Source organism: Mesorhizobium kowhaii, from assembly GCF_003253745.1.
In the GTDB taxonomy this organism is placed as follows: Bacteria; Pseudomonadota; Alphaproteobacteria; order Rhizobiales; family Rhizobiaceae; genus Mesorhizobium; species Mesorhizobium kowhaii.
The window spans coordinates 195,433-206,607 of sequence record NZ_MZXV01000056.1; the positions used below are offsets into that span (position 1 = coordinate 195,433).

Sequence of the window (11,175 nt, forward strand, 5' to 3'; positions counted from 1 at the left end):
AGAGGACTTCTTCGCGTGAATTATCTGATGCGACGACTGGCGACGTTTCCTCTCGTCCTGCTTGGCGTGTCTATTCTGGTCTTCGTTGCGATCCGGATGGTGCCGGGCGATTCGATCACGGCTATGCTGGGCACCGAGGCCGGCCTGCTGACGCCGGCGCAGCGTGACTCGCTCGCCGCCTATTTCGGCATCGACCAGCCCTGGTTCGTCCAGTACTGGCGCTGGATAGGCGGCATCCTGCACGGCAATCTCGGCATCTCGGTCACCTATGGCAGGCCGGTGCTCGACGTCATCCTCGAGCGCTTCCCGCTGACGCTCGAACTGGCCATCCTGTCGATGATCATCGCGCTTGCGGTTGGCATGCCTGCCGGGATCTTTGCCGCCACGCACAATGAGAAACTGTCCGATCTCGGGGTGCGCATCGTCGCCATGATCGGCCAGTCGACACCGAGCTTCGTGCTTGGCCTGCTGATCATCTACACGCTGTCGGCCGGCTTCGGCGTGCTGCCGGCGATGGGCGAGTTCGCGCCGCTCTGGCAGGATCCTCTGCGCAATCTCAGCCAGCTGATCCTGCCTGCCATCACGCTTGGCTTTGCCTTCGCCGCCTCGGTCACCCGCATATCGCGCTCGGCCATGCTCGACGTATTGAGCGACGACTATGTCCGGACCGCGCGCAGCAAAGGCGCCTCGGCGCGCAGCGTCATCTGGCGGCACGCGCTGCCCAATGCGCTGATCCCGGTCGTCACCTTGAGCGGTATCGAGTTCGGCTATCTGCTTGGCGGCGCCGTCATCGTCGAGCAGATCTACGCGCTGCCCGGTCTCGGCCGCATGGTGCTGGACGCGATCCAGCAGCGCGACTACGCGCTGGTGCAAGGAAGCGTGCTGTTCATCGCCTTCAACTTCATGATCGTCAACCTCCTGGTCGACCTCGCCTATGTCGCGCTCGATCCGCGCATCCGGCTGGGAGAGCAATGATGCGCATCCTGCGCGCCATCTTCGGCCACGGCAGCGGCCGCATCGGCGGCATCATCGTCGGCGTCTATCTGTTGGTCGCCATCCTCGGCATGCTGGGGCTGACGCCGCACAATCCCATCACGCAATACCGGGTCGACCGGCTGCATGCGCCCAACGGCGCCTACTGGATGGGCACCGACCTGTTCGGTCGCGACGTGGCCAGCCGGCTGATGGCGGGCGTCGGTCAATCCTTCACGGTTGCCTTCTTCTCGGTCGCCTTCGCGACGCTTGCCGGCACCGTTCTGGGGCTCGCCGCCGCCTGGCTCGGCCGCCGCTGGGACGGCGTGCTGATGCGGATCATGGATGTGCTGCTGGCCTTCCCGGCGATCCTGTTGGCGCTGCTCATCGTCACCGTTGCCGGGCCTGGCACATGGACCAGCGTCGTTGCCATCGGCATCGTCTACACGCCGATCTTTACCCGCGTTGTGCGCGGCCCCGCTCTTTCGCTCAAGGCGCGCGAATTCGTCGACGCCGCGCGCACTTTCGGCAGCAGTTCGAGCTACATCGTCACTCGCCACCTGCTGCTCAACCTGGTGGCTCCGTTGACCGTACAGGTGACACTGGCCCTGGCCTGGGCGCTGTTGACGGAAGCCGGCTTGAGCTTTCTGGGCCTCGGTACGCAGCCGCCCGCCGCCTCGCTCGGCCTGATGCTGAGCGACAGCCGCAATTTGATGGAGACAGCGCCGTGGCTGATGATCTTCCCCGGGTTGGCGATCATGATCAGCATCCTCGGCTTCAACCTGCTTGGGGACGCCTTGCGCGACATCCTCGACCCCAGGATGCGGAGGGCGCCGGCATGACCCCGTTGCTGTCCGTATCGGACCTGCGCGTCGGCTTCGGCCGCAATCCGCAAGCCAATGAGGTGGTGCGCGGCGTCAGCTTCGACCTCGCCGACGGCGAGACGCTGGCCATTGTCGGCGAGAGCGGCTCCGGCAAATCCGTTACCGCATTGTCGATCAACCGCCTTATCGATTTTGGCGGCGGCCGCATCACCGGTGGCGCCATAAAGCTGAAACTGGCCGACGGCAGCCTCTTCGATCTGATGACCGCGAGCGAACCGCAACTGACCGGCATTCGCGGTGCCGAGATCGGCATGATCTTCCAGGAGCCGATGACCTCGCTCAATCCGGTGCTGACCATCGGCCGGCAGATCGAGGAATCGTTCCAGCTGCACCGGGGCCTCACCGGGCGGCAAGCCACGGCGGCGGCCAGGGATGCGCTCGACCGCGTGCGCATTCCCGATGCGGCACGGCGGCTAAAATACACGCCCAACCAGCTGTCCGGCGGCATGCTGCAAAGGGTGATGATCGCCATTGCGCTGGCCTGCAACCCGCGCCTGCTCATCGCCGACGAACCGACGACGGCACTCGACGTGACGGTGCAGGCGCAGATCATGGCGCTGCTCGCCGAGCTGAAGCGGGAAACCGGCATGTCGATGATCTTCATCACCCATGACATCGGCCTGGTTGCCGGCATCGCCGACAAGGTGATGGTGATGCAGAACGGGCAGGCCGTGGAGCAAGGCGAGCTGAACCAGATCCTCGACAATCCGCAGCATCCCTATACGCAGCACCTGCTGCACGCCGTGCCGCATTTCGCCAATGGCAGCGCGACGCGTTCGGACGGACGGCGTGATAAAGGTGCAAGCACTGAACCGGCCTTGAAGGTCGACGGCCTCGTGGTGCGGTTCCCCCTCAAAAGCAGCTTCTTCAGCCGCGCCACGGGCGCGGTGCATGCCGTCGATGGCGTCGATTTCGACCTGATGCCCGGCGAGACGCTGGCCATCGTCGGCGAGAGCGGTTCGGGCAAATCGACCACCGCGCGCGCCGTGCTGGGGCTGGTGCGGTCGACGCGCGGCAGCTTCTCGGTCGGCGTCCGAAAGGCTTCGGCCGAGCAGAGCGCCCTGCCCGTGCAGATGGTGTTCCAGAATCCCTATGCCTCGCTCAATCCAAGGCTCAGCATCGAGAGCATTCTGGCCGAGCCGGTGATCGCCACCGGCGGCCGGGTGAAGGCTGAAACGCGGGCCAGGATGGTGAGCCTGCTGGAGCGCGTCGGCCTGCCAAAGAACAGCCTGGAGCGCTATCCGCACGAATTCTCAGGCGGTCAGCGGCAAAGGCTGTGCATCGCCCGCGCACTGATGCTCAACCCGTCCGTTGTTGTTCTGGATGAGGCGGTGTCCGCGCTCGACGTCTCGGTCCAGGCCAAGGTGCTGGAACTGCTGGTCGACCTGCAGCGCGAGTTTGGCCTCGCCTATCTGTTCATCTCGCACGACATGGCTGTCGTCGAGCGGATCGCCCACCGGATCGCCGTCATCTATGCCGGCCAGATCGTCGAGATCGGCGACGCGACCTCGGTGCTGTCGAAGCCGAAGCATTCCTACACGAAGAAGCTCATCGCCGCCGTTCCGACCATCGACCGGCGCCACGAACATTTCGAACTCGACACGCGCCAGGTTCCCTCGCTGGTGCGCCCGCAGGGGTTTGAGCCGGCGCCGGCGAGATGGGAGCAGTTTGGGCCTGATCATCGAGCGAGGGCGGAGGCGTGATGGATTGTGCCCGGAAATATTCAGGGTCTGCCGGACAGCACCCCCCTCTGCCCTGCCGGACAGAGGGGGGCGCGAAGGATCGCCAACTTTCGCGTGGAGCCTGGCATTGAGCGCCCTCGCCCAGCTCTTCGATCGCGCGTTCGCACCGCTGAAAGCCGCAGTGGCCGCCAAGCGCATTCCCGGCGGCGTGCTCGGCATTGTCGATAAAAATGGCGAACGCGTCGTCAGATCGGTCGGCTCCGCGCAATTGGTGCCGAAGCCGCGACCCATGCAGGACCAAACCTGGTTCGACCTGGCGTCCCTGACCAAGGTGATCTTCACCACGCCGCGCATCCTGGCGCTGGCGGAAGACGGTGCCATCGATCTCGATGCGCCGCTGATCTCGGTCCTGCCGGACCTTCGCCAGTATGACGCAGAGGCCTGGGAGCGGAAAGTGACCTTCCGCCAGTGTCTCGGCCACCAGACGCCGTTTCCGGCTGTCGAGCCAATCTACACCTATGGGCGCGACCCCGAACTGCTGCGCGCCTTCATCCTGCAGCGCGAATGGCGCGCCCGCGACCCGGTCTATTCCGACATCAACTTCATTCTACTCGGCTTTGCGCTGGAGCGGCTGTCGCGAAAGTCCATCAGGGACATGGATCCCGGCCCCGGCTTTGCTTTTTCCGCCGAACCGGATGCTGCCGCCGCGACCGAGGACTGCACCTGGCGCCATCGCGTGCTGTCCGGCGAGGTCCACGACGACAATTGCTCGGCGCTGCAAGGTGCGGGACATGCCGGCCTGTTTGGAACAGCCGCTTCTGTCCTCGATTTCGCGCAAGGGCTATTGGATGGCACCGGCGCGTCCGAGCGTTCGATCGCGCTGATGCGAACGCCCTTGTCCGCCACCCGCACCCATGGCTGGGAGCGCCCCTATGAGGGCTGGTCCGGCGGGGCGTTGTGCAGCCCGCGAACCATCGGCCACACCGGCTTTACAGGCACGGGACTGTGGATCGACTTCGACAGAGGCAAGGCCTGGACCTTGCTCACCAACCGGATCCATCCGACACGTCATTTCGACAGCGGCATCGTTTCGCTTCGGCAGGCGGTCGGCGACCTTGTTAACGGGGACTATTAGGGAAGTGACCATGGAACCAATCTGGGCCGTCGGCCTGATGACCGGCACCGTGCTTGACGGCAATATCGACGTCGCGCTGATCAAGACCGATGGCGAGCGCATCGACGATTTCGGCACCTATCGGCTGATGCCCTATCCCCCGTCGATCCGCTCTCTGCTGGAAGAGACGCTGACGGAGGCAAGAGCCTGGAATTTCACCGGGCCGGAGCCGGCGATCTTTCGCAAGGCGGAAGAGGCGCTGACGCGTGCCCAGTCGGCGGCAGTCAAGGAACTGGTCGAAGGCTATGGGATGACGATGGCCGACATCGGCGTCGTCGGCTTTCATGGCCAGACCGTGCTGCATCGCGCGCCGCAGGTTGGACGGCTCGGCCAGACCCGGCAACTCGGCGACGGCGAGTTGATGCACGCCATCCTCGGCACCAAGGTCGCCTACGACTTCCGCTCGGCCGACATGCGCGCCGGCGGGCAAGGCGCGCCGCTGTCGGCCGCCTACCACGCCGCGCTGATGCGCAATGCCGGCGCCAGCGGCGACATGGCGGTGCTCAACCTTGGCGGCGTCGCCAACGTCACATGGTGGGATGGCGCCGACAATTTCGTCGCCTTCGACACCGGACCGGCCAACGCCCCGCTGAACGACTTCATCAAATCGAAGGGACTGGGAGAAATGGACCGCGACGGCGCGCTCGGCCGTGCGGGAACGGTCGACGAGGCACGGCTCGCCAAACTGTTGCAGCATCCTTATCTCGCCAAGCCCTATCCCAAATCGCTGGATCGTTTCGACTTCGGCGCCGCCATGGCGGACGGCCTGAACGCAGAGGATGGCGCAGCCCTTTTGACCGCCTTCACCGCCGCCGCCGTCGGCAAGGCGCTCGACCTTTTGCCACGCCGGCCGGAAAAACTTGTGGTCAGCGGCGGTGGCCGCCACAACCCGACGATGATGGCGATGCTCGCCAGCCGCGCCGGCGTCGAGGTGGTGCAGGCCGAGACCCTCGGCTGGAGCGGCGACGCGGTGGAGGCGGAGTGTTTTGCCTTCCTCGCGGTTCGCGTGCTGCGGGGCCTGCCGATCAGCTTCCCCAGCACGACCGGCGCACCGCAACCGATGCGCGGCGGAAAACTTGCCGGCTGATCAAGCCGGCGACAGGTTCTTCCGCAGGAAGATTCGGCTGCGGCCGACAGGGAAATCGGCAAGCGTTCCGAAGGGCTGATAGCCCTGGCGCTGATAGACCTTGGCGGCGTTCGGATTGAAGGTATCGATCCAGGCATTCCGACAGCCGCGCGCCACCGCTTCCTGCTCCGCCGCGTCCAGCATGTTGCCGGCCATCTGCTGGCCGCGCAGCCTTTCATCGACCCACAGCCACTGCACGTAAAGCCAACCCCAGGCCGTGTAGCCTGAGATGCCCGCGACGACCGCGCCATCCTCGCCGCGCACGAACACAGCCAGGGCCTTCCTTTCGGAAGCGCCGACATCACTGTCATTGAACGCCGTCAGCCGTTCGGCGAGAAAGGTGAGTTCTTCCGGCAAGGGATTTGCCGTCGTTTCAAGGGTCGTTTTCATGACTTTGTCCAAAATGCGCGCCTGGATACGAACACAGCGTTACGAGGGGCACGGCGCTTGCGCAATGTCTATATCTGGCCCCGAACAGCGTGCGGATCCGCATCGCCGCCATTGCGAAACTCGGACGCTGCAATGCCGTAGCGCTTGAGCTTGTCGTAGAAGGTCTTGCGCGGCACGCCGAGCGCGTCGATGGCGCTGCGCACATCGCCGCCGTGATCGCGCAGCGCATCGCGGATGAGTTGCGCCTCGTAGTGGCCTACCCGTTCAGGCAGTGTGGCCGCCGGCTCCGGCAAGTGCGCGGGAACCGCTTTCGTCTCGTCGTCCGGGCCGAGACCGAGCGCGACGCGATCGGCAAAATGCGCAAGCTCGCGCACATTGCCCGGCCATGCATGCGACTGGAGATGATCGCTGACCGCTGCGTTGACCCCGGCGACCGGCCGGCCGAACCGTTCCGCGGCCTTGCCGAGGAAGTGCCCGAACAGCATCGGGATGTCGCCGCGCCGCTCGCGCAATGGCGGGATGCGCAGCGTCACCACGTTGAGGCGAAAATAGAGATCCTCGCGAAAATCGCCGCGCTGATCCTGCCGGCCGAGATCGACCTTGGTCGCCGCGACGACCCTGAGGTCGACGCGCCGGGTCTCGTTCGAGCCAAGCGGGGTGACGCTGCGCGTTTCGAGCACGCGCAGCAGCTTGACCTGGAGGGCCGGCGGCATGGATTCGATCTCGTCGAGGAACAGCGTGCCGCCGCTGGAATGCTCGATGCGGCCGATCCGTCGCCGCTGCGCGCCGGTGAACGCGCCCACCTCATGGCCGAACAGTTCGCTTTCTATGACGGTTTCCGGAAGGGCGCCGCAATTCAGCGCCACGAACGGTTTTGCGCGCCGCCGGCCCCATCTGTGCAGCAGGTCGGCCACCACTTCCTTGCCGGTTCCGGTCTCCCCTTCCACCAGCACGTCGACATCCATGTCGGCGATCTGGCGCAACGTCTCCCGCAGCCGCCGGATGGCCAGCGCTTCACCGATCAACGGCAGGCCGTCGGCAGCCTGCGTTGCGGCCTCGCGCAGCCGCCGGTTCTCCATCACCAGCCGCCGCTTCTCGCTCGCCCGTCTCAGTGCCTCGACGAGGCGATCGCCGGCATAGGGTTTTGGGATGAAATCGTAGACGCCGTCCTTGAGCGCGGCCACCGCGAGATCGACGTCGCCGTGCCCGGTGACCAGGATCACCGGTATGTCCGGGTCGATCGCCTTGATGCGATCGAACAGCTGCAGCCCGTTCACGCCCGGCATGCGGATGTCGCTGACGACCACGCCCTCGAAATTCCTGTCGACGACGGCTAGCGCGGCCTCGGCGGCATCGAGCCCAACAACCGTGAAGCCGGCAAGCTCGAGCAGTTGCGTGGTGGCGTGAAGCAGGTCCGCATCGTCGTCGACGAGCGCCACCAGCCCTGATCCCTCTGTCATTCAATTCGCCTCAAGTCGATGGTGAAGGATGCGCCGCCGGCGCTGCCGGGATCGAGCCGCAGCGTGCCGCCCAATTCCTGGGCGATCTCCTGCGAGATCACCAGCCCGAGGCCAAGCCCCTTCTCCTTGGTGGTCTGGAACGGCATGAACAGATTGCCGGCCGCCTCCGGACCGAGGCCGGGGCCGTTGTCGCGCACCGAAATCAGCACCCGGTCGTCGCGCTCGGCAATCTCGATCTCGATGCGGGGATCTGGCTGGTCCTTCATCGCGTCCAGCGCGTTTTGCAACAGGTTGACGAGGATCTGCTCGAGCCGGATGCGGCTGGCCATGACCACCGGCGACGCGCTGCCGCGCGGCTTGACGATGGTCACGCCGGAATCGCGGATGCGGCCGGACAGAAGCGACAGCGCGCCGTCGATCGCCTCGCGCACCGGCAATGGCGAGGCGGCAACGCCGGGCCGGCGGGCGAAGGTGCGCAAGGTGCTGGTGATCGCGCCGATGCGCTCGGTCATCGACACGATCGACGTCAGATTGCCGCTGACCGGCTCGATCTTGCCGGTGTCGAGAAAGCGGCCGGCATTCTCGGCATAGGTCCGGATGGCGGCGACCGGCTGGTTGATCTCGTGCGCCACGCCGGCGGCGATCTGGCCGAGGATGGAAAGCCGGTTGGCCTGGGCGAGATCGTCACGCAGCCGGCGAACCTTGGCTTCGGCATTCTCACGCTCGGCGATTTCGCCCGCAAGGGCCGTGTTGGAACGCGTCAACTCGGCCGTTCGCGTGCTGACCCGGCTCTCCAGTTCGGCGTTCATGCGCGCCAGCGCTTCCTGCCTCAGCCGGCGGGCGCGTCGGCGCCGGGTGAGCACGAAGGCAAGCAGGCCCATAAGCAGCAGCCCGAGCAGCGTGGTCAGTCGCGCCGTGTTGGCGGCGGATGACAGAGCAGCGTCGGCGGGCGTCAGCAGCCACAGACGCCAGCCGGGTACCGCACCGGGCAGGTCCTGCACCACTTCGACGAACTGGCGCGGCTTTCCAGAACTGTCGATCGTCGCCAGGCCGTCGCCAGCGCCACGCCGCAGCGGCAGCGGTTCGAAGCCGGCATCAGCCAGCTGAAGCTGTTCGTGGGCAATTGCGGCGTCCTGCGCCGACAGGGGCGCCAGGGCTCGAAACCGCCACTCGGGCTGACTGGTGGCCAGCACCACGCCGCGTTCGTCAGTGACGAAAACAAGAAAGCCGCTGGAGCGCCAATTGGCCTCGACGCGGTCGAGCTCGACCTTCAGCACCGCAACGCCAAGCGGCTTGGCGGCGTCGTCGACGCGGCTCGCGAGGTAAAGACCCGGCCGGCCGCTGATCGTACCGAGGCCATATTGGCTAGCGGCACCCTTGGCCATTGCCTCCTGGAAATAGTGACGAAAATTATAGTCGATGCCGACAAAGCTCGTCGGCTCACCGGCATTGCTGGCGGCAATCGCGATGCCGGCTGTGTCGATGACATAGATGGCGGACGCCGATGCATCGCCGGCAATCGCCCTGAGCTTGTCGTTGAGGGCCGCCTCTTCCATCGTTCCGGCCCGGCGCAGCGCCCCGCGCACGGCATCATCGCGTGCCAGCACCAGTGGAACCAGGCGCTGCTTTTCGATTTCGCCGGTCAGGGTTCCCGCCGCCAGCGGCAGAGCGGCAAGTGCTCCGTCGCGCAGATTGTCGGCCGCCTGGCCGGTGGCGATGCGCCCGGCGATGGCGATCGCGCCAGCCAGAACCGCAAGAGCGACGACCACGACACGCCAGCGGCCGTCGCGCAGCCGGGCCATTGCCTCGCGCAGCAATTCACGGCCGGCCGCGGAGCCCCTATCGATGTCAGCTTGCAGCGTCTGCCCTCTCCCTTTTTTCCTCGCGGCCTTGCGGCCAGTGTAATGCGAAATTCCGCCCAGGCAAACGCTGCCTGTGCGGAAATCCGCACAGGCATTCGCCGCATGGCCTCGAACAAAGGCCGAAATGCTGGGATTCCGGCCTTTCCGCGATCTGGCACAGCGCTTGCAAAAGTCCTTGCAGCGGCGTGCGACCGGAGCGCCGCGATGGGAGAAGTCACGCAGGGCGGTGCATTTCCGTCCATCCGGCCAGGGAGAGTTCGATGCACATCGCAGACCAATCAGGCGCGCTTGCCGCGCAGCGCAAGCCTTTCTATGCCCAACTCTACGTGCAGGTGCTCGTCGCGATCACCGTCGGCATCCTGCTCGGTCACTTCTATCCGTCGATCGGCGAGAGCATGAAGCCGCTCGGCGACGCCTTCATCAAGCTGGTCAAGATGATCATCGCCCCGGTCATCTTCCTGACCGTGGCGACCGGCATCGCCGGCATGAGCGACCTGCAGAAGGTCGGGCGTGTCGCCGGCAAGGCGATGCTCTACTTCCTTACCTTCTCGACGCTGGCGCTGATCATCGGCCTTGTCGTGGCCAATGTCGTGCAGCCGGGTGCGGGCTTCAACATCGACCCGGCAACGCTCGACGCCTCGACCGTGAACACCTATGCCGCCAAGGCGCATGACCAGTCGGTCACCGGCTTCCTGATGAACATCATCCCGTCGACGATCGTCGGCGCCTTCGCCGACGGTGACATCCTGCAGGTGCTGTTCTTCTCGGTGCTGTTCGGCATCGCGCTGGCGCTGGTCGGCGACAAGGGCACGCCGGTGCTCAACTTCCTGCAGGCGCTGACGGCGCCGGTCTTCAAGCTGGTCAGCGTGCTGATGAAGGCTGCCCCGATCGGTGCCTTCGGCGCCATGGCGTTCACCATCGGCAAATACGGCATCGGCGCCGTCATCAACCTCGCCATGCTGGTCGGCACCTTCTATGTGACGTCGCTGCTGTTCGTGTTCGTCGTGCTGGGTGCCGTCTGCCGCTACAATGGTTTCTCCATCCTCTCCTTGATCCGCTACATCAAGGAAGAGCTGCTGCTGGTGCTGGGTACGTCCTCGTCGGAAGCCGCCCTGCCCTCGCTGATGGAAAAGATGGAGAAGGCCGGCGCCAAGCGCTCGGTGGTCGGTCTGGTCATCCCGACCGGCTATTCCTTCAACCTCGACGGCACCAACATCTACATGACGCTGGCGGCGCTGTTCATCGCGCAGGCGACCAACATCCACCTGTCGATCGGTGACCAGATCCTGCTGCTGCTCGTTGCGATGCTTTCCTCGAAGGGCGCCGCCGGCATCACCGGAGCCGGGTTCATCACCCTTGCTGCCACGCTGTCGGTCGTTCCCTCGGTGCCGGTCGCCGGCATGGCGCTGATCCTCGGCGTCGACCGCTTCATGTCGGAGTGCCGGGCGCTGACCAACTTCGTCGGCAACGCCGTCGCCACGCTGGTGGTGGCACGCTGGGAAGGCGAACTCGATGAAGCCAAGCTGGCCAGGGCACTGGCGGGCACCGCCGACGACAGCCTGCCGGCAGACGTCGTTCCCGCCGAGTAATCCGCGCGCTTCAATATCAATCAACGGCCGGAGGCA

Annotated in this window: 9 protein-coding genes; 6 read left to right on the forward strand and 3 right to left on the reverse strand. The window is 65.6% G+C overall.

What is annotated here, in order from left to right; genetic code table 11:
- Positions 1 to 15 precede the first annotated feature (15 nt).
- The 5 genes from B5V02_RS26420 to B5V02_RS26440 all read left to right on the forward strand — a co-directional run bounded on the left by B5V02_RS26420 (position 16) and on the right by B5V02_RS26440 (position 5,799).
- On the forward strand, positions 16 to 975 hold the full coding sequence (locus B5V02_RS26420; RefSeq protein ID WP_111546983.1) for an ABC transporter permease: 960 nt from the start codon (positions 16 to 18) through the stop codon (positions 973 to 975).
- Positions 975 to 1,814, forward strand: coding sequence for an ABC transporter permease (locus B5V02_RS26425; RefSeq protein ID WP_111547205.1), 840 nt, complete (start codon positions 975 to 977; stop codon positions 1,812 to 1,814). The genes B5V02_RS26420 and B5V02_RS26425 overlap by 1 nt, the downstream gene beginning before the upstream one ends.
- Positions 1,811 to 3,559: an ABC transporter ATP-binding protein gene (locus tag B5V02_RS26430; protein WP_111546984.1), complete on the forward strand. Its 1,749-nt coding sequence runs from the start codon at positions 1,811 to 1,813 to the stop codon at positions 3,557 to 3,559. The genes B5V02_RS26425 and B5V02_RS26430 overlap by 4 nt, the downstream gene beginning before the upstream one ends.
- A gap of 106 nt (positions 3,560 to 3,665) precedes the next feature.
- Positions 3,666 to 4,673, forward strand: coding sequence for a serine hydrolase domain-containing protein (locus B5V02_RS26435; RefSeq protein ID WP_111546985.1), 1,008 nt, complete (start codon positions 3,666 to 3,668; stop codon positions 4,671 to 4,673).
- 10 nt (positions 4,674 to 4,683) lie between these two features.
- Positions 4,684 to 5,799, forward strand: coding sequence for an anhydro-N-acetylmuramic acid kinase (locus B5V02_RS26440; RefSeq protein ID WP_111546986.1), 1,116 nt, complete (start codon positions 4,684 to 4,686; stop codon positions 5,797 to 5,799).
- On the opposite strand, the gene B5V02_RS26445 is transcribed toward B5V02_RS26440, so the two are convergent.
- The 3 genes from B5V02_RS26445 to B5V02_RS26455 form a co-directional block, all read right to left on the reverse strand.
- Positions 5,800 to 6,228, reverse strand: a complete 429-nt coding sequence (locus B5V02_RS26445) for a GNAT family N-acetyltransferase (RefSeq protein ID WP_111546987.1) — start codon at positions 6,226 to 6,228, stop codon at positions 5,800 to 5,802.
- 68 nt (positions 6,229 to 6,296) lie between these two features.
- Positions 6,297 to 7,688, reverse strand: a complete 1,392-nt coding sequence (locus tag B5V02_RS26450; protein ID WP_111546988.1) for a sigma-54-dependent transcriptional regulator — start codon at positions 7,686 to 7,688, stop codon at positions 6,297 to 6,299.
- Positions 7,685 to 9,490 (reverse strand): sensor histidine kinase, encoded by a 1,806-nt coding sequence (locus tag B5V02_RS26455; RefSeq protein ID WP_111546989.1) that lies wholly within the window; start codon positions 9,488 to 9,490, stop codon positions 7,685 to 7,687. The genes B5V02_RS26450 and B5V02_RS26455 overlap by 4 nt, the downstream gene beginning before the upstream one ends.
- Positions 9,491 to 9,810: 320 nt before the next feature.
- Here B5V02_RS26455 and B5V02_RS26460 point away from each other — a divergent pair, with 320 nt between their 5' ends.
- A complete protein-coding gene (locus tag B5V02_RS26460; protein WP_111546990.1) occupies positions 9,811 to 11,139 on the forward strand; it encodes a dicarboxylate/amino acid:cation symporter in 1,329 nt (442 codons plus the stop codon).
- Positions 11,140 to 11,175: the final 36 nt, after the last annotated feature.

Excerpts from the sequence above, each read along its gene's own strand:
- B5V02_RS26425 (WP_111547205.1), top strand. The coding sequence starts at position 975 with ATGCGCATCCTGCGCGCCATCTTCGGCCACGGCAGCGGCCGCATCGGC.
- B5V02_RS26430 (WP_111546984.1), top strand. The coding sequence starts at position 1,811 with ATGACCCCGTTGCTGTCCGTATCGGACCTGCGCGTCGGCTTCGGCCGC.
- B5V02_RS26440 (WP_111546986.1), top strand. The coding sequence starts at position 4,684 with ATGGAACCAATCTGGGCCGTCGGCCTGATGACCGGCACCGTGCTTGAC.
- B5V02_RS26445 (WP_111546987.1), bottom strand. The coding sequence starts at position 6,228 with ATGAAAACGACCCTTGAAACGACGGCAAATCCCTTGCCGGAAGAACTC.
- B5V02_RS26450 (WP_111546988.1), bottom strand. The coding sequence starts at position 7,688 with ATGACAGAGGGATCAGGGCTGGTGGCGCTCGTCGACGACGATGCGGAC.
- B5V02_RS26455 (WP_111546989.1), bottom strand. The coding sequence starts at position 9,490 with ATGGCCCGGCTGCGCGACGGCCGCTGGCGTGTCGTGGTCGTCGCTCTT.
- B5V02_RS26460 (WP_111546990.1), top strand. The coding sequence starts at position 9,811 with ATGCACATCGCAGACCAATCAGGCGCGCTTGCCGCGCAGCGCAAGCCT.